Source organism: Paenibacillus sp. GCM10027630 (assembly GCF_042676305.1).
Lineage (GTDB): Bacteria > Bacillota > Bacilli > Paenibacillales > NBRC-103111 > Paenibacillus_S.
In genome coordinates this window covers 253341-271994 of the sequence record NZ_JBHTGY010000001.1, presented here as the reverse complement: position 1 = coordinate 271994, position 18654 = coordinate 253341, and the positions used below count along the sequence as shown (strand labels likewise).

17 protein-coding genes are annotated in these 18654 nt (G+C 44.5%); 13 read left to right on the top strand and 4 right to left on the bottom strand.

The window, feature by feature from the left end; all coding sequences use genetic code 11:
• Positions 1–51 precede the first annotated feature (51 nt).
• Positions 52–489, bottom strand: a complete 438-nt coding sequence (locus ACFQ0C_RS01200) for a DUF6376 family protein (RefSeq protein WP_379363155.1) — start codon at positions 487–489, stop codon at positions 52–54.
• Positions 490–691: 202 nt separating this feature from the next.
• On the opposite strand from ACFQ0C_RS01200, the gene ACFQ0C_RS01195 reads away from it, so the two are divergent.
• Genes ACFQ0C_RS01195 through ACFQ0C_RS01185 form a run of 3 tightly spaced genes read left to right on the top strand, consistent with a single transcriptional unit; the run spans position 692 to position 2604 of the window.
• Positions 692–868: a hypothetical protein gene (locus ACFQ0C_RS01195; protein WP_379363153.1), complete on the top strand. Its 177-nt coding sequence runs from the start codon at positions 692–694 to the stop codon at positions 866–868.
• On the top strand, positions 861–1973 hold the full coding sequence (locus tag ACFQ0C_RS01190; protein ID WP_379363151.1) for a DegT/DnrJ/EryC1/StrS family aminotransferase: 1113 nt from the start codon (positions 861–863) through the stop codon (positions 1971–1973). Before ACFQ0C_RS01195 ends, ACFQ0C_RS01190 begins: the two co-directional genes overlap by 8 nt.
• Positions 1963–2604 (top strand): acetyltransferase, encoded by a 642-nt coding sequence (locus ACFQ0C_RS01185; protein WP_379363149.1) that lies wholly within the window; start codon positions 1963–1965, stop codon positions 2602–2604. The genes ACFQ0C_RS01190 and ACFQ0C_RS01185 overlap by 11 nt, the downstream gene beginning before the upstream one ends.
• A 140-nt stretch (positions 2605–2744) precedes the next feature.
• On the opposite strand, the gene ACFQ0C_RS01180 is transcribed toward ACFQ0C_RS01185, so the two are convergent.
• Positions 2745–3506, bottom strand: a complete 762-nt coding sequence (locus tag ACFQ0C_RS01180) for a DeoR/GlpR family DNA-binding transcription regulator (RefSeq protein ID WP_379363147.1) — start codon at positions 3504–3506, stop codon at positions 2745–2747.
• 193 nt (positions 3507–3699) lie between these two features.
• Here ACFQ0C_RS01180 and ACFQ0C_RS01175 point away from each other — a divergent pair, with 193 nt between their 5' ends.
• The 5 genes from ACFQ0C_RS01175 to ACFQ0C_RS01155 all read left to right on the top strand — a co-directional run bounded on the left by ACFQ0C_RS01175 (position 3700) and on the right by ACFQ0C_RS01155 (position 11183).
• Positions 3700–4470 carry an SDR family NAD(P)-dependent oxidoreductase gene (locus ACFQ0C_RS01175; RefSeq protein WP_258216633.1) on the top strand — a complete coding sequence of 257 codons (771 nt, stop codon included), beginning with the start codon at positions 3700–3702 and terminating at the stop codon, positions 4468–4470.
• Between the two features lie 260 nt (positions 4471–4730).
• Positions 4731–6290: a type 2 periplasmic-binding domain-containing protein gene (locus ACFQ0C_RS01170; protein ID WP_258216634.1), complete on the top strand. Its 1560-nt coding sequence runs from the start codon at positions 4731–4733 to the stop codon at positions 6288–6290.
• A gap of 136 nt (positions 6291–6426) precedes the next feature.
• Positions 6427–7443 (top strand): response regulator transcription factor, encoded by a 1017-nt coding sequence (locus tag ACFQ0C_RS01165; RefSeq protein WP_379363144.1) that lies wholly within the window; start codon positions 6427–6429, stop codon positions 7441–7443.
• Positions 7440–9263 (top strand): cache domain-containing sensor histidine kinase, encoded by a 1824-nt coding sequence (locus ACFQ0C_RS01160; RefSeq protein WP_379363142.1) that lies wholly within the window; start codon positions 7440–7442, stop codon positions 9261–9263. Before ACFQ0C_RS01165 ends, ACFQ0C_RS01160 begins: the two co-directional genes overlap by 4 nt.
• A gap of 117 nt (positions 9264–9380) precedes the next feature.
• Positions 9381–11183 carry an alpha-L-fucosidase gene (locus ACFQ0C_RS01155; protein WP_379363140.1) on the top strand — a complete coding sequence of 601 codons (1803 nt, stop codon included), beginning with the start codon at positions 9381–9383 and terminating at the stop codon, positions 11181–11183.
• A 305-nt stretch (positions 11184–11488) separates the two neighbouring features.
• On the opposite strand, the gene ACFQ0C_RS01150 is transcribed toward ACFQ0C_RS01155, so the two are convergent.
• The gene (locus ACFQ0C_RS01150; protein WP_379363138.1) at positions 11489–11656 is read right to left on the bottom strand and encodes a hypothetical protein; all 168 of its coding nucleotides are present in this window, start codon (positions 11654–11656) and stop codon (positions 11489–11491) included.
• Between the two features lie 180 nt (positions 11657–11836).
• On the opposite strand from ACFQ0C_RS01150, the gene ACFQ0C_RS01145 reads away from it, so the two are divergent.
• Both ACFQ0C_RS01145 and ACFQ0C_RS01140 read left to right on the top strand, forming a co-directional pair.
• Positions 11837–12793 (top strand): ABC transporter permease, encoded by a 957-nt coding sequence (locus tag ACFQ0C_RS01145; protein ID WP_258216638.1) that lies wholly within the window; start codon positions 11837–11839, stop codon positions 12791–12793.
• A 72-nt stretch (positions 12794–12865) separates the two neighbouring features.
• Positions 12866–13693 (top strand): carbohydrate ABC transporter permease, encoded by an 828-nt coding sequence (locus tag ACFQ0C_RS01140; RefSeq protein ID WP_258216666.1) that lies wholly within the window; start codon positions 12866–12868, stop codon positions 13691–13693.
• A 15-nt stretch (positions 13694–13708) separates the two neighbouring features.
• Here the strand turns inward: ACFQ0C_RS01140 and ACFQ0C_RS01135 are convergent, their stop codons facing one another.
• Positions 13709–15295: a helix-turn-helix domain-containing protein gene (locus tag ACFQ0C_RS01135; protein ID WP_379363136.1), complete on the bottom strand. Its 1587-nt coding sequence runs from the start codon at positions 15293–15295 to the stop codon at positions 13709–13711.
• 165 nt (positions 15296–15460) lie between these two features.
• Between ACFQ0C_RS01135 and ACFQ0C_RS01130 the strand changes: the two genes are divergently transcribed.
• The 3 genes from ACFQ0C_RS01130 to ACFQ0C_RS01120 all read left to right on the top strand — a co-directional run bounded on the left by ACFQ0C_RS01130 (position 15461) and on the right by ACFQ0C_RS01120 (position 18637).
• On the top strand, positions 15461–16489 hold the full coding sequence (locus tag ACFQ0C_RS01130; protein WP_379363134.1) for an ABC transporter substrate-binding protein: 1029 nt from the start codon (positions 15461–15463) through the stop codon (positions 16487–16489).
• A 94-nt stretch (positions 16490–16583) separates the two neighbouring features.
• Positions 16584–17588, top strand: coding sequence for a FecCD family ABC transporter permease (locus tag ACFQ0C_RS01125; protein WP_379363132.1), 1005 nt, complete (start codon positions 16584–16586; stop codon positions 17586–17588).
• Positions 17585–18637: a FecCD family ABC transporter permease gene (locus ACFQ0C_RS01120; protein ID WP_379363130.1), complete on the top strand. Its 1053-nt coding sequence runs from the start codon at positions 17585–17587 to the stop codon at positions 18635–18637. Before ACFQ0C_RS01125 ends, ACFQ0C_RS01120 begins: the two co-directional genes overlap by 4 nt.
• The last annotated feature ends 17 nt before the right edge of the window (positions 18638–18654 follow it).

The following is an 18654-nucleotide window of genomic DNA, read 5'->3' as shown; positions in this document are numbered from 1 at the left end:
GAATATTCGAAACGCCTCAGGGGTACTTATCCCTGAGGCGTTTCATTATGATTACAATCCTAGATCTTTAATTCGATTGATTAAGCTCGTTATATCATTAATTGTAGTGATTATTTGTGAGTTTTGGAGTTTATCTAGTGTTAGATGACCATTTTCCACCACTTTATTTATCTCTTGTAATAATACTTTATTTTTGTCAACCAATTGTTGATGAATATCTTTTGCAATCGAAGGGGCATTTATTAGATTAAATTGTTCCAGTTCTTTTTTTAATCCGTTTAATTGCTTTTCCAGTTCCTGTTTAGCTTCTGGATTCAAAGCAGCATCTTTAATCATTTGTGGCGCTTGTTCTGCAAATTTACTTAATTTATTTATGTGTTCCGTGGCTTGATTTACATAATCTAATGAGTTGCTCGCGCCCTCAATTAAAGAACATGCACTTAACATCGTGGAAGAAATAATTAAAAATAGTAACATCCATTTTCTCATATTATTATCACTTCCTTTTCAGTTATTTTCCTACAGAAATAAATTTTTGTTATGGTTTTATTACGTATTTCTAGAAAAAAGGGTTTCAAATAGTACATCTGCTGAGTCCTCTAGGTTTTTTATTCATATACTGATTCCATGTAAAAATATTACAGTTGAAGCTGTATGCAATTATTCAGCAAGCCCATGGGGAGTGACAGTTGTGGATGATCAACACAAAAGCTTTAAGGATATTCATTGGGATCCTACCTGTTATTTGTGGAATGAGCCTGGGGATTGGAATCGAATAAAGAGGATAATTGCTGTAGGTGTTCTTACTGCGAGACATCCTGAACCTTTAACCAAGCATAATAAAGCAGGTGGGAACATTCATGTTTGAGATCCCCTTTCTTAAGCCTAAGCTGGTTGTAAAAGAAGATTATATGGGCTATTTGAAACAGATTGATGATTCAAGATCCTACACTAATTATGGTGCCTTGAATACATGGTTTGAGCAGCGTCTTATTCATGAGCTTTTTGAAGGTCAAGGCAGCGCAGTAACTGTCAATAACGCTACAACAGGACTTATATTGGCTATTACCCAAATAAAGCGCCCTGGTAAATACGCTTTAATGCCCAGCTTTACTTTCGCCGCAACTCCACTTGCTGCCATGTGGTGTGGCTTGGAGCCTTATTTTATAGATGTATGCGAAAAGGATTGGTGCATGAACGAAGAGCTGCTTGAGAAAGAAATCACTCGACTGGGAGATGAAGTTGCAGCGGTCATCCCCTATGCCGCATTCGGAACCAACCTGGATATCAGCTATTATCAAGCCCTGCAAGATCGTGGTATCCCCGTAGTCATCGATGCTGCGGCAAGCGTGGGGTCTAGGCTGACTACCCACTTTGGCCAAGGATTTACAGGCGCAGTTGTTTTTAGCTTCCATGCAACGAAGGGCTTTGGTATTGGTGAGGGCGGGCTTATTTACAGCAGCGATAAAGAGATGATCAACAGAATACGACAAGCATCAAACTTCGGCTTCAGTGAAGAACGGGAATCCAAACAAATGGGTATCAACGGTAAATTGTCGGAATACGCAGCTGCCATCGGACTCGCTACTCTCGACGTGTTCGAACTGAAGAAGCAAAAGCGTGAGCAGGTTTTTGAATGGTACATGGAAGGGCTAGAGCATCTAGGACTGCTGGAGCAAGGATGGCGGCTGCAAGAAGTAAGAGGGAGTGTTGCTTATTCTTTCCTCTCTATGCTATGTCCTGAGCAGCTCACCAACTCCTATTTTGTGCAAAAGCTAGCCGCACAGGGAGTTCAAACCCGTACTTATTTTGCCCCGTCCTGCCATGAACAGACCCTATTCAAGTCTTATAATCGAACATCTCTTCATGTAACAGAACAAATCTGCAGGCGAATCATCAATTTGCCGTTATGGGAAGACATGAACCAGGGCCATGTGCAAAAGATTGTGCGAGGGCTAATATATGAAGGATAACCAGCTTGTCATCTGGGGATGCGGAGGGATGGGCAGGGAGGTTAACTATCTATGTGAGCTGCTTGGATATGAAGTAGCGGGCTTTCTTGATGAGAGGCCGGACATGCGCGGCCAAATAGTTGATGACATACCTGTGCTAGGAGATTTGCCGGATATTATGCATCTGCGGGATCAATTAAAGGTCGTTTGTGCTGGTGTCGGGAGTCCACAATTAAAGAAAAGGCTTGTTCAGAAAACGAGAGATTACGGTTTTTCTTTAGCAGAAACCATGGTGCATCCAGCAGTACAGCTTTCCAGAAAAATACACTTGGGTATCGGGTCCATCCTATGTGCAGGTACCATCTTAACGATCAATGTCCACATTGGTCATTTTGTTATCGTTAACAGCGGTGTAACCTTAGCCCATGATGTCAAAATTTGCGATTACGCTACGATATCTCCCGGAGTTCATATAAGTGGAAATGTCACAGTCGAGGAAGGCGCCTTTATCGGAACAGGATCAGCTCTGCGCGAGAAAATTACGATAGGTCCTTGGTCGATGATAGGCGGAGGAGCATTTGTAAAAGATGATGTGCCTGGGGGAGTCTTATATGCCGGGGTTCCTGCGGTGTTCAAAAAAAATTTGATTTAGTTAGAGGCAGGCATCTAATCGGTGCTTCACAGTAATGGGAATTGAGTATCCATTACTGCAAGACGGCGAGAAGGAATGGCCTTCTCGCTTATTTGCTGTTCAAGGGCATACGGTGATGGCTCTGATAGGAGAAGCTAAACCTAATGACCTGTAATAACCTCAATGCCGAGATGCTGAATACTCTGGATTATTGCTTCGTCCGTTTGATGGTTGGTGATCAAAGTATCCATTTCGTTCAGTTCGGCAAACGAAATAAGAGCCGTCCGGCCGAATTTGGTATGATCGGCAAGCAGAACCTTTCTATGTGATGATTTGATCATTCGCTTCTTCAGCTCCGCTTCTTCCCGATGAAAGATGGACAAGCCTCTCTCCAGATCAACCCCGGAACATCCCAAAAAGGCGATATCCACATTCAGCTCGCTCATCATACTGAGAGCGCTGGGGCCGATGATCGTGTACGTGCTTTTTCTACGATAGCCGCCAAGGATACACAGCTCGATGTCATTGCTGTCAGCCAGAGCCGTAGCGATGTTGGTATCATTCGTAATTACTGTAAGGGATCGATGCTGCATGAGTTTGGCAAGCTCCAAAGTAGTAGAGCCAGCATCCAGCAGCACGACCTGCCCATCCTCTATGAGCTTGTAAGCAGCAGCGGCAATCTGTTCCTTTTCCCCGTATTGTCTCGTTCTTCTCTTGTGAATGGGCAGCATAGATTCCGAATGATCAATGAGCACGGCTCCTCCATGAACCCTTTTCAAAAATCCCTTTTCCTCCAGCTTCTCCAAATCTTCACGAATTGTTTTTTCACTAACCTGCAAAGATTTGCTTATTTCAGAAACTTTTATAGACCCCGTGCTGTTTAAAAACTCTACAATTTTAGTATGTCTGACATCAGATAACATGGTCTCTCAACTCCAAGCGTGATTTCGGCTTATATTTACAATGGTTCGAAAAGGTACAATTATGTTTGAAAAAGTTCGAATCTTATGGTACTGTAGGAGTTAAGTATAACAAATCTTACTTTTAAAAGCGATATGGATTGTAGAAAGTACTAATTGGAACGAAATCAGAACAAATCGGAAGGGGAATGACAAAATGAAGATTGATTTGAGTAATAAAGTAGCATTGGTAACCGGATCCGGGGGAGGCATTGGCCGAGCTATCGCTGTGGAATTGGGCGGCTGTGGTGCCAAAGTTGTGGTTCATTATCTGGGAAATCGTGATGGCGCCGAAGAAACGGCTAATGAAATACGCAAAGCTGGCGGGGAAGCGGTCGTTCTACAAGCGGATTTGACGGATTTGGAGCAAATTGAAAGATTGGTTTCAGAAGCTGAGAAAGCATTCGGCAGCGGCGGTCTTGATATTCTCGTTAACAATGCAGGCAACTTGGTAGAAAGACGCAGCATTGAAAACATGACCTATGAGCTGTACAAAGAAATAATGGACGTCAATGTGTTGTCCACTGTGTTTGTTACAAAAGCAGCAATTCCTGGTATGAAAGCAAGAGGAGCCGGTTCGATTATCAATATGAGCTCACTTGCCGCACACAATGGCGGAGGACCTGGATCCGGCATTTATGCAGCTTCCAAAGGAGCTGTTCTTACATTAACTAAAAGCCTGGCAAAAGAATTGGCGCCGAATGGCATTCGAGTGAATTGTATAGCACCGGGCTTTATTGAGGAAACGAAGTTTCATGCTACCTTTACATCAGAAGAAGGCAAACGTGCATCCATTGCAGGCATTCCGCTTGGACGCAGTGGAGTACCACAGGATATCAGCGGCATTGTAGCTTATTTTGCTTCCTCTTACAGCTCGTTTATTACAGGAGAAACTTTCGAAATCAATGGTGGAAATTTCATGCGCTAAGCGCTGGCTGCATCATGCAATAATTACTATCATCTTGCAAATGAGGATAGCTTTTGTCAAACTGTTATGACAAAAGCTGTTCTTTTTTATGTCCAAGATTATTAAAAGGAGGGACTTGGTGGAATGATAAATAAGGTATTGTGTTAACACAAACACAACATGATTGGTAAAAAACACATTCCTGATCGAACAAAGGAAGGGTAAGATGTGTATATATCCAACACAACGGATAATTTCGATAGAGAATGGGGCAGAAACTAATGAAAAAAGGGATGGTTGTCACATTGGCCTTCGCTTTGACAGCTGGCACAGTTGCGGGTTGCGGTGGAGAAACGAATCAAAAGTCTGGCGGCGCAGCCAAACAAGATGAAGTACAAAAGTTCTCCATGTCAATGACCACAAGCGGATTCAAATATGCTGAGAAAACAGCGGATGTTAACAAGGAAAAATGGGTGAATAAGCTGGAGGAGCTTTCAAAAGTAGATCTTGATCTTCGTATGATCCCTTTGAAAGATTTTGACCAAAAAATGTCGCTCATGTTTGCTTCCAACGACATACCTGATGTAGTCCAGAATGTTGGCGGCGCTACTACCAAGGGGATGTCCGGATCCGTAGAAGCTGGAGTTTTCATGCCTTTGGACGATTTGCTCAAGCAATATGCTCCAAACATAATGAAAGCGGTCCCAAAGGAAGCGTGGCAGGAAACGAGTTTCAACGGGAAAATTTACGGAATTCCATCGTGGCTTTCCAATCCTTCTCGCCGGGCAACCTTCATCAGAACGGATCTGCTTGCCAAAACAGGGCTTCCAGCACCGAAAACTGTTGATGATTTTTTGAAGGTTATGAGAGCACTTAAAGCAAATGGGGTTGAGAACCCTTACCAAATGCGTGAAAACTTCAAGTATGCAGACACTATCCTGGGGGCCTATGATGTGCTTCCTGCTCAGTTTGAAGTAAAGGACGATCAGGTAGTACCTAAATTCTTTGATGTGGAGAATATGACCAAAGCGCTTCAAACCTTCAAAACAATGTTTGATGAAGGCTTGATCCCGAAAGACTTTGCGTCTATCAGCTCATCGGATTATAACAAAAACATTGAAGCGGGCAAGGTAGGTATGTGGTCGGCCAATGCTCAAGGGTTGGCAGGTTATAGAAGCAAATTGAAGAACTTGGTAGCGGATGGGAAGATCGAAATTATTCCATCTCCTCGTGGACCGGAAAATTTCGGCGGACATTTGCTCTACTCCAGCATTAATACTTCTTATTACATTAATAATAAAGTTTCGAAGGAAAAAGCGATCCGGATTATTCAATTTTTCGAATGGATGCTAACACCTGAAGCTGAGAAATATTTCTCATTCGGAATTGAAGGCGAGACTTATACAATGGAGAATGGCAAAGTCAAATTCACGCCTCCGACAGCAACTGAGGCAATTGAAGAGGACCAATTCCGCGGTATGTTCTGGTTTGTACACGATACCGTATACAATAAAGCCAAAGAAGAGATGACAGAAGACGGGCGCGACATGATCAAATATTTTGATACCGTTGTTTCCAAGGAAGGTTTAGGTTCCATCCGTTTCGTACCGGCACTTGAAGCGTACTCGAAATATCCGGATGTTGCACCTCAAGGCGACGATGTAGGACCTAAATTAATCATCGACCATATGGTCAAAATGATCTACGGCAAGGAGCCAATCTCAGACTGGCCGAAAGTAATCGAGGAATACAAAAATAAAGGCGGCAACGATATTCTGAAAGAAGCTACTGAGCGTTACAAGAAAGGCAATGGAGCCATCGTTACTAAAAACATCAGCTAGTTCAAAGATTGGAAAAAGGGTTTGTTCCTGCAAGCGGACAAATCCTTTTTTTGAGCGTATAATTAGAAGGTATTGGCTATGTGAGCACGTTTCTATAATTAAGTGACAAACGTGAAGGGTGGAGGCTTGGGACAACATGAGATTGTTAATTGTAGATGATGAACCGGTAATTCGCAGCGGCTTGATGATGATGGCGCAAAGCTATGAGCCTAAATTCCAACAAATCGAAACCGCTGTAAACGGTGTTGACGCACTGGAGCGAATTATTCAGTTTGAACCCGACCTGCTGCTGACTGATATCCGTATGCCCAAAATGGACGGCTTGGAGCTTTGCCGGAAAGTATATGAAAACTATCCCCATATTCTGATGGTTGTTGTCTCGGGTTATAGTGATTTTGATTATGCACAAAAATGCCTGTCGTATGGCGTTAAGCACTATTTGCTAAAACCCGTTACACCGCCGGATTTACATGATGTATTCAACATCATCAGGAAAACCCAATCCCAGGGTTACATTCCGGTATCCCTCTATGTGGAGTGGGTTGAACGGATAGAGCACAGTATTTGGTCACTTCAAGAAGACGAAATGGCCAAAATTATGGTTGAGTGGAGAGAGCATTGCTCACATTTATCTGCTCCGCAGTTGAAGGATCAGCTGCAGGATGCAGCAGTACTGCTGCAAAAGCAGTTTCAAGAGAAGAACCGCCCTCTGAACATTGATCTGGCTGAAGGCTTCAAGGCTTCCGGCAAAGCGGATCTGTTTAAGGAATTTGAGGAACGGCTGCAAACGGTTTTGACGGATATTATGGCTGTGCGCCGGGGCAACTATAAGGATCCGATGGAGGAAGCCAAGGCTTACATTGACAACAATTTGTCCGTTGATATTTCCTTAAAGGAAGTGGCGGATATGATAGGTATTACGCCGAATTATTTCAGCACGTTGTTCAAAAAAATGAGCAGTGAAACATTCGTCAGTTACCGCATTAATAAAAGAATGGACAAGGCCCGTGAGCTGCTGGCCATTCCCCATAAGCGTACTGTGGATATCGCGGCAGAGGTAGGGTATGACGATTATCCGCATTTTACAAAAACTTTTAAGAAAATCTTTGGCATTTCGCCGTCCGAATATCGCGCTTCGTTGGGGATCAAATGAAAAAGCTTAATTTATACCCGAAGCTGTTTCTTTCCTATTTGATTGTCATTATGATTTCTTTGACCAGCGTTGGTATTTTTTCATACTGGACCTCTTCCAGGGAGCTTGACCAAATTGTGGAGAAGCAGCTGTCGCAGGTGGTTGGCAATGCAGTACACCATACAGACCTGTATATTCGCAATTATGAGCGGTCTATGGTGTCGTTATTGAATAGTAACTACGTCAAACGGTTCATTGATCTCCCCCAGGGAGAAACGGGTTATCCCTATTATGAGCTGCGGAAGCTCATGAAGGAGCTTCTTATTGAGCCTGCATTTGCCCGCAATCCGGAGATTGCTGATATTTTCATGATAAGCGCTGATAATAATGCAATGTATTTTTATAATGATTCGATTGGCGAATCCTTCAACAAGCAGCAAATTCAACAGCAGCTGGAATTTTACAGAGCCAATACGGACAGTCAAGGAAGCTTGAGTGTACTTAACCACAGCATCCTGTCAGGACAACAAAATATGATGGTAACCCTTGTTCGGCAGATTCGAGGACTTTCCTCTACAGAGCCCAAAGGTATTCTTGCAGTCGAATTGCGGGCCGCGGAGCTTTCGGAGCTTTGGAAGGGAATTGATCTGGGAGAGAATGGTTACTTCTTCATAGCAGATGAGAATGGAAAATATGTGTACCATCCGGATAAAAACAAGATAGCCGCAAGCTTGCCCGACCAGATTCAAAGCCAGGTGCTGGAGGCGGGCACTAATGCGTTTGTAGCGGTTATTGACGATAAGCCGCAGATGTTTATGAGCCGCCGCTCTAATTACGGGAATTGGAGGCTGGTCGTTTCCATGTCGGTGGAGGAGCTGCGCAAACCGAGCGATACCATCCGGACAACGACGATTGTCATCGGCTGTTTAACATTAGGAATCGCTCTCTGGCTAGCCTATCGTTTCGGGAGATCTATCACAGGGCCCATACGCATCTTGAAGGGCGCTATGCGACAGACGGAGCAAGGGAAATGGATCACCATTCCACTGCCGGAGCATCGCGATGAGATAACAGAGCTGATGAGCCGCTACAATCTGATGGTGACCCGGCTTTCTGAGCTGGTCGATAAGGTGTACCAAGCCGAGCTGAGTGATCAGAAGAGTCAGATGGAGCGCCAAAAGGCAGAGCTGCAATCTTTGCAGCTGCAGATCAACCCTCACTTTTTATACAATACGCTGGAAACGATTGTTTGTTATGCGGTGATTAGAGACTCGAAGGAAATTTATGAAATCGTCAAAGCGCTTGCCTATATGCTGCGATATTCTGTACAAACCAATTTGGAAGAAATAACAGTAGCGAACGAATTGAAGCATGTTATGTTCTATCTTGTAGTGCTCAAGCATCGTATCGGTCGGGAGTTTGATGTGGATGTTGCCATTCATCCCGATTATTTGCTTCATAGTATGGTTCGGCTGACGCTGCAGCCGTTGATTGAAAATGCATTTCAGCACGCCTTTGCCGACGGGGTGGAGGATTATCATTATATTCGAATTGATGCTGGCGAGGATAAGGATACATTCTGGATTAGCGTTGAGGACAACGGAGTTGGAATTCATGAAGCGAAGCTCGAAGAACTGCGTGAGAAGCTAGGCACTAACCAGCTTGCTGATAAGGAGAGCGGCTCATCCCAAGGGATTGGCGGCATTGGTATTGTCAATGTTCACCGAAGAATTCAGATGGTGTTCGGTGAGCAGTACGGCTTGCAGATTGAGAGTCAAGTGGATAGAGGAACGAAACTGATCATGATCATGCCTGCTTCAGATCAAGGTAAAGAAGGTTGAAGGTGGTAGTCGGTTGAAGGATAGGCTGCTGCTGCGAAGCAAATTTCAATAAAGCGAAACTCAGAATATGCTTACGAAGAAAGATTCGCTAAAGCGAAACTCTTAGGAGGAATTCCGATGCATGAACAAGAGGATTTAATGGATAATGCGGGACATAGTGGACAAGAAAGCGTGCCCGCACTAACAGTAAGCGCAGATCAAGATGCCCGAATGGCTTGGTGGCGTGAAGCCAAAGTAGGGCTGTTTATACATTGGGGCTTATATTCGCTTCAGGGGGGCTTTTGGAAAGGGCAGGAGGTACAGGCCTCCTATGCGGAGCATTTGATGCTCCGGGCCCAAATTCCGGTACGGGAGTATGAAGAAATTGCTGCGGAATTTCGGGCAGAACGCTTTGAAGCGCGGCAGTGGGCTCGAATGGCGAAGCAGGCGGGGCTCCAATACTTGATATATACAGCAAAGCATCATGATGGCTTCGCCATGTACGATTCGGATGTATCGGATTATAACATGGTTCAGCGGACGCCATTCGGACGCGATCCGCTTCGTGAGCTGGCAGATGCATGCCGTGAGGAAGGAGTGAAGCTGTGTATTTATTACTCCCATTCAATGGATTGGCATCATCCTGATTCACAGGGAAACATATGGGATTACCCTGCAAATATAGGTGCGTATGATGATGTGGCATCATGGATCGATGATGAAGATAAACGCAGCCGATATGAGAATTATTTAAGCAGCTTCGCGCTCCCCCAGGTAAAGGAGCTGTTAGAGAAATACGGACCTATTGGTTTGATGTGGTTTGACTGCGGTCATAAGCTTACAGCTGAACAGGGGACAGCCTTCGTGGAACAAGTTCGCAGAGTACAACCGAATTGTTTGGTAAATCGCCGCGTGTGGATGGAGCCATACGGGGATTACGGCAATTCATCCGATAATCAGCCACATGTAAGGGTTCCGCGTGAGGACTGGGAATCCATCGCCACTTTCAACGATTCCTGGGGCTATAAAGCTACCGATCATAACTGGAAGACATCGGTTGAGGTGCTGCAGCAAATGATTGATGTACTTAGCCAGAACGGCAATTTTGTTATTAATGTTGGACCGACCGGGGATGGAGCCTTTGATCCCAAATCCGTGGAATTGCTGGAACAAATCGGGGCATGGATGCAAATCAACAGTGATGCCGTATACGGTACTCGTAAGAGTCCGATAGGTAAACCTCCTTGGGGAAGAAGCACGATAAAAGGCAATACTTTATACCTTCATATCTTCGAATGGCCTCAGTCCGGGAAGCTGGTTGTACCAGGCCTACGGAATGTTGTTCTGAAAGCTTATGCGCTAGCAGATACGGAACGTAGAGCATTGCCTGTTCATCGTCAGAGCGAAGAGGACATTGTTATCGATGTTCCGCAGGAGCTGATGGCTTCGACCATTCCGGTGTTTGCCGTTGAGTTTGCGGGCGCTTGCGACGCGAGTCCGGTTTCTCTATTGTACACACAGGACTATCCGAATAGATTCGATGCGTTCGATGCTCATATCGCGGGCTCAACCATACGTTATGACACAGGGAAAAAGGATCATGACAATCTTGTTAATTGGAAAAGCTTGGACGATGAGGCTTCATGGAAATTCCGCAGCAGTGGAATAGGTCATTGGAAGGTAGCTTTAGAATATGGAGCGGATGAGCAGACAGCTGGAGGCAGCTGCGAGCTTTCTGTTTATTCCGGCAGTACAGGTGAGAGGGTAGCCCATATTCTGGGGCAGATTCGCTCTACAGGCGGCTGGTATGACTTTGACATTGTTAATATCGGCAGCTTTAGTATTCCTCATGCAGGAGAGTATGTACTGAAGCTCGGCGCCGCTTCTCTCGATGGCGATATGCTAATGTGTTTGAAAAGAATCGTCCTGGAACCGATTTGAAGTCTGGACATGCCGTAAAAATGGGCTGGTCCAAAAGTGTATCAGCGAAGAAGTGCAGTCCTAAAGCAATGTACAAAGACGCTTCCAAAACCACTAGGTAAGTGGGGATGGGGGCGTTTTTTAACATACAAGAGAGTTTGGTCGCCTTACAGCACTAAAGTGAGATGTCCTTTCTAATATAAGTTTGCCAAGGGTACTCTATTTATTTCGCAAGATGAGCCCTGGAGGATTTTGAACGGAACGGAGAGTTCCACTATTCCATCAGCCGTCTCCAATCTGGGATGATAGCGGAAGTGGGATTTCCGTTATGTTGGCCGAATTGGAGCATGTATGCACAAAATCAGAGTGATAACGGAACTGGCTGTTCCCTTATCACTCTGATTTTTGGACTTTTCAGGCGATAAAGGAACCATTACTTCCGCATAGCCCTTCACTTCCGTGGGTGCAGTACTGGCATGTGTGGCCGTAATCACACATCCATCCCTCCAGATGCACAAAAGTAACTCGTACACAAAGCCGGTTTTTTCATTCATTTCTGTGGCGCTATTGTTGAAAAACACATGTGCAATTGAAGTTTCTCCATGGTTTCACCTAGGGGCTCATAGTATGATGAGACCATCAAACATTTATGTGGAAAGAAAGGAAAGACAATTATGGCATCAAAAACGGACACTTCAGGACAAGCTGTATACACCTTTACTTCGAAGAAGGCAAAAAGAGCGTTTGTCATTAAACACTGGCCTTTATATTTGATTTCTATTCCAGGGCTTTTTTATTTTGTCATTTTTAAATATATCCCTTTGCTGGGTTCGTCGATTGCTTTTCAAAACTATAATATTTTTAAAGGGGTCACAGGCAGTCCGTGGGTAGGTTTTGAGCATTTTAAACGGATGTTCGCCTATGAAGAATTCCTCGTCATTCTAAAAAATACATTGCTGATCGGGATGTATGATCTGGTGTTTGCATTTCCGATACCGATTCTGCTAGCGCTTCTGTTAAATGAAATTCGTTTCAATGGCTATAAAAGAGCTTTACAGACCATCATTTACATGCCGCATTTCCTTTCATGGGTTATTGTCGGCGGGATTATCATCGGTTTGCTTTCTCCGACTACAGGGATCATTAACCACATACTGGGCTTTTTTAATATTGAACCTATTTATTTTCTCGGGGAAAACAGCTATATTCGTTCGATTCTGATTAGCTCAGGCATTTGGAAGGATAGCGGATGGGGAACAATCATTTATTTGGCTGCTATAGCAGGTATTAATCCGGATCTTTATGAGGCGGCGGAAATCGATGGAGCAGGCAAGTTTCGTCAGGTGGTATCCATTACACTGCCCACAATTCTTCCTACAATCACAATCTTGTTCCTGCTGCACATTGGAAGCTTTTTGGATTTCGGGTTTGAACGGGTTTATGTATTTTTAAATTCGCTGAACAGTGAGAATGGTCAAATCCTGGATACTTACGTGTATCGTGCCGGTCTTCTGGATCGTCAGTATAGCTATACAACAGCAATCGGGCTTTTTAAATCGGTCATTGGTTTATTGCTAATAATGTTTGGTAATGCACTAAGTAAAAAAGCAACCGGAAACGGTCTATACTAACTTAATTTCAGTCAAAAGGAGGCAAGAAACGTGATTTTAACTAAAGGACAGCGCGCGTTCCAGCTATTTAATATGGTTTTTCTGCTTGTTATCGGACTCACTATGATTCTTCCAATCATAAATGTAATTGCACAATCTTTCAGTAATGCAGTTTCGATTAACAGCGGATCAGTTGGGCTTTGGCCTATAGGTTTTACACTTGAAAATTATCATATGATTCTAAAGGATCCCTCCATTTGGATCTCTTTTCGAAACAGTGTCATCATTACCGTGTTCGGTACATTGATTAATTTGATCGCAACGGCAAGCTTGGCCTATCCATTGTCCCGTGCCGAATATATTTATAGAAAACCTGCGCTTTTACTAGTGCTGTTCACTATGATTTTCCATGCGCCGCTTATTCCGAATTATTTGCTCCTGAAAAATCTTCATATGCTCGATACTTTATGGGTACTAATAATTCCAGGCGCCATTAGTGCCTATAACTTGTTCGTTATGCGGTCTTTCTTCATGAATTTGCCGACGGAGATGTTTGACTCAGCCAAAATGGACGGCTGTGGCGAGTTCCGTATGATCTGGAGTGTTGTTCTCCCGTTATCCAAGCCGGTTATGGCGACGATGGGGATCATGTACGCAGTTGGTAACTGGAATATGTATTCTCAAGCGATTTACTACATCAGCAGCAGAAATTTGATTCCTCTTCAGGTACGGCTGCGTGAAATAGTAATCACGGACAACTTGGGTTCAGCTGACGTATCATCCGAATTGCTGCTGTCCGTTTCACCTGAGGGACTCAAGATGGCAGTAATCGTTGTGGCTACCATCCCGATTATGCTGGTGTATCCGTTCCTCCAGAAGCATTTCATTAAAGGGATGATGGTCGGATCTATCAAATCATAATTCTAAATAAATGAATCAGTGCAACAGCAGGTTGACCATAGTAGTAATGATCTGATTTCTTCCTAATGGCGTCCAACTGGTTTGCAGCCAATTTGGAGTGAAATAAGTTTTATTATCAGTTAATGCATGTATGGTTTTCCATGAAGGGGTTAGCTGAAGCTTGGATAATACAGCTTCAACATCCGGATGACCGATGTACTTGCTAATAAAGAGATGCTCGGACTCCATGTTTGGAAATTGCTCCGGTAGTATTTCATCCCTCATTTTATTAGGTGGAACGGCGCTGCCTGGATGAAGTCCAAGCTCTGAGTATAGCAGTTCATTTAATGGATGATTGACGGCACCTTGAATTCTTATCCCCTGGGGTATTATCTGCAGGAATGTTACACGTTCATTTCCCATAGCTTTACTTAATTGATTTCGAGCCTCCCAAGTTCTTTCATCTAATTGATGGAACGTTTGGAAGGCTTCTTTTTCTCGTCCAACGAGTTCGGCAATTTTCATATGTATAGTACGCCAGTCCAGGTGATGATCCAGAATGACTGTAGGGGCGATTTGCTTCAATGACTCATAGAGTGGTTGATGAAAATAATCGCCGATAATCAAATCAGGCTTTACAAGCCGCAATTGTTCAAGCTGCGAGGTTAACCTGCGATTATATTCGGCATCATCCATCCAAGGATATCTGTAGCAATCCACCCCAACTGCCGCAGGCATGCCGATAGAAGCAAGGTTGTCATGAAAGCAAGTACGGGAGGCTGCAGCTACCTTCAACCTTTCTCTTTTAATAAAGAGGGAGGGGGAAATCCCGACAGACTCTTTAAATATTCGGCTAAAATAGTATTCGCTGCCGTATCCGATTGTGACAGCGACATCTTTAATAGAGCAATCCGGCGTTAACCGGCTTTTGGCTTGATTGATGCGAATCATGTTTAAATAATCAGTTGGATTGCTTCCGGTTTGCCGTTTGAAACTGCGGCAGAAGGCATTCGGTGTGAGCTTGGCAATTTCGGCCAGCGTCTCCCGTGTTATTTTCTCATGAAAGTGTTGGTGCATATAAGTGATGCAGGAATCAATTCCATTGCTCTGAGCCCCGTCTGAAGGTTCTTGCCGGATAGCTCTTGCAATGAGATCGATGAGCGATTGCAGCTGCAAATCCGGATCCGTAAGATTCGATACGGTTCGGTCTTTTACTGAAATGTAAAGCTCGTCTATTCTTTGAAGCAGCTGCTTGGCATCCTGAATATATAAACGACCGGCAGGCAGGCTGTGAAGCAACCCGATTGCGCTCTGAAGTTTCCAGCGATTCTTTCGCTTAACTGCCGCTACGGTTTCAATAATAATGACGTAATATTCGAGCTCCTTGCCGAGCGAAGCCGCCTCCAGGGTCATCCCCGGAGCGAAGTAGAAGAGTTGGAGAGGCTCCACTGAATAAGTGGCATCATTAACGGTCAAAGTCCCTTTCCCTTTCGCAATGAAACAAAGCATGGGTACAGGAACTGTTCTACGCTGAATGGTGAAGGTATTCAAGCGCTTGAACTTGCGAATGGATGATAGTAAATATAGCGTTCGTTGCATGTGGGCAAACGTTTGAACGGGCAATGCATTCAGCTCCTCTCCATGGGAATCGTAATAAGGGCGCTCTTTTTTAAGGTAGAATTGTACAACAAAACGGATACTTCAGGTCATGGACGATAGTTAACCCATGCTTTAAACTGTTAGATGATAACAAGAATCATTATCATTATAAAAGGGAGAGAAAGATACATGAATCGAAAACGCAAGACAAGTACGGTATTAGGGTTACTGTTATTTATAATGGCCCTGGTATTATCTGCATGCGGGAGTGCCGCCACTAATCCACAGCCAGCCTCTGGCAATCAAGGAAGCGCTGGGACCGCTCCGGCATCCGCGCAGAAGCCTGCTGAGACAGCCAAGCAGCCGGAAGCAAGCGCGCCCTATACAGTTAAACATATTATGGGGGAAACTACGGTCAAAGGGAATCCGAAAAGAGTCGTTATATTGGTCAATGATGCAGTTGAAGCTTCCTTGGCATTAGGAATCAAGCCCGTTGGCATGGTCAAAGCTTGGGGAACTCAACCTTATTATGACCATTTGAAGGATAAATTGGAAGGGGTACAAATTGTCGGGGACGAGAATCAACCGAACCTGGAAGCTATTGCAGCCTTGAAACCGGATTTGATTATTGGTAATAAGCTTCGCCAGGAGAAAATTTACCAACAGCTTACTAGTATAGCACCTACCATTTTCTCAGAGCGTACTAATTCGGACTCATTGATCAACTTCAAAACATATGCCGAAGCACTTAACAAAAAAGAAGAAGGCGATAAGCAGCTGGCAGCCTTTGAGAGCAAGGTAAAAGACCTTCAAGCAAAGCTGGGAGACAAAATCAATACCAAGGTATCTTTGTTGCGCTTTTATTTGGATGATAAGGTTCGTCTCTACTATCAAGATACGTTTGCCGGAGGCATCCTTAAGCAAATCGGTCTGAAGCGGCCTGCTGCTCAGGATAAGCCTACATTCGCTGATATTATCGGCAAGGAACGGATTCCAGATGCGGATGGGGATATTATGTTCTACTTTACTTTGGAAGATGATAAAGGATTAACAACCAAAACAGAAAAGACGTGGCAGGAAGAAACGCTTTGGAAGAACCTGGACGTTGTTAAAAAAGGCAAAGCCATCAAAGTAAATGACGGAGTATGGAATTCGTCCGGTGGCATCCTGTCGGCCAATTTATTGGTAGATGAGTTAGCGAAACATTTACTGAAATAGGCTTATAGAAATAGCTCAAGCTCTGCAAACCCGCATCCTGCTCGGGAATTCCGGATGCGGGTTTGAATTTCGTTTATTAAGAAGGGTTTAAAAGATGATACTTCATAGCAATTTAGCCAAATTAACGGGATTTATTGCCTGCTTATGCTTAACCGTATTGTTGTTCCTTGCGAGCAATGTAAATGGATATACGAATACGACATGGTCAACTTTCCACGATGCCTACATGGCATTTAACGGCAGCAACGAACATGTTATTATTCGTGATATTCGATTGCCACGAGCAATTGTCGGGGCACTTGTTGGAGGAGCTCTGGCCATTGCGGGTGCATTGATGCAGGCTTTGACGAGAAATCCGCTGGCTTCTCCCGGTATATTGGGAGTTAATGCAGGAGCCGGATTTTTTATCGTAGCCGGTTTTTCAGTGTTTTCGTTGACCTCACAGAGCGAATTTATTTGGATGTCCTTACTGGGAGCAGCAGTAGCGGCCGTCTCTGTATATATGGTCAGCTCCGTTGGCTTCGAAGGATTGACACCTCTTAAGCTGAATTTGGCTGGAGCAACCATGTCAGCGCTGTTTACTTCATTCACTACGGCTATCCTCGTAACCAATGAGGGTGTACTGGACAATATTTTCCTGTGGCTGGCAGGTTCGGTAGACGGGCGCAAGCTGGATGTAATTTTGCCGGTGCTTCCCTTTATATCACTAGGCTTCATATGCGCTCTATTTCTTGGTCAAGCGATGAACGTTATTTCAGTTGGCGAGGATGTGGCTAAAGGTCTTGGCCAGAATACTTTCAGAGTCAAGCTTTTCACCCTTCTGATTGTTGTGCTTCTTGCTGGCAGCTCGGTAGCTCTGGCAGGTCCAATCGGCTTTATTGGTTTGGTTATCCCTCATATCGTTCGCAGTCTGGTAGGGATTGATTATCGGTGGGTGATCCCCTATTGTGCTTTACTGGGAGCATGTCTTTTGCTCGCAGCCGATATTTCAGCTCGATTCGTTGCCTTTCCTAAGGAAGTCCCAGTAGGGATCATGACAGCAATCATCGGAGCTCCCTTCTTTATTTATTTGGCCCGAAAGGAGCTGAAGAAGCAATGAACCGTTATGCCGCTATACGGGCGCGACGCCTGCGTTTCTCTGTGATTGTTGATAAGAAAGGGATATGGATTCTTTTATCCGTCCTGCTGTTTTTGGCTGCACTAATGGTAACAAGCATAGGTATCGGAACCCTCTATATTTCGCCGATAAGAACTTTGCAAATTTTGTTCGGAGGGCCCAATGGTGAAGCTATGGAAACTACTATCATCTGGAACTTTAGGCTGCCAAGGATCATTCTGGCTAGTTTGGCTGGTATGGCTTTGGCACTGGCTGGAACGATTTTGCAGGCGGTTGTCCGTAATCCTCTGGCATCCCCGGATATTATCGGTATTACAAGTGGTGCCGCGATGATGGCTGTATTATTTCTGGCCATTTTCAATGAAACTATGAGCATATTCTGGATGCCGTTGTTTTCTTTCGCCGGAGCTGTAATTGTCTCGATATTCATTTATTTAGTCGCATGGAAGAAAGGCGTTTCTTCCATGCGAATGATTTTGGTAGGACTTGGCGTATCTGCGCTTCTGGAGGCTCTAAAAACTTTATTTATGATTTTCAGCCCTATCGCGGTTCTTAGCCAGGCTAAAATCTGGATAACGGGAACCGTTTACGGCGCCAACTGGAATACGGTTAAGTTTTTCTCTCCCTGGTTTTTGTTGTTTCTGCCGATCTTGTTCATCCTCGTACGGAGGATGAACATCCAGGTGCTTGGCAATGAACTGCCCGTATTGTTAGGCGGACGTATCCAACTCCAGCGATTTGCGCTTATATTTACGGCGGCAGGACTTGCCGGATCTGCAGTTGCTTTTGTTGGCGGGATCGGCTTTGTCGGCTTGATGGCTCCGCATATTTCCCGCAGGCTGGTAGGCGGCTCCCATGGAGTCCTCCTGGTCTGCTCGGCTGCCGTCGGAGCCATCCTTCTCGTTACAGCAGATCTCGTTGGCCGTACATTATTTGCGCCGAAGGATATTCCGGCAGGGGTCTTTACGGCTGTTCTAGGAGCGCCGTTCTTTTTATACATGTTGATCAAGGTGAAGAAAAAGCAAGTGTAGTATAGAGCTCAGCATGG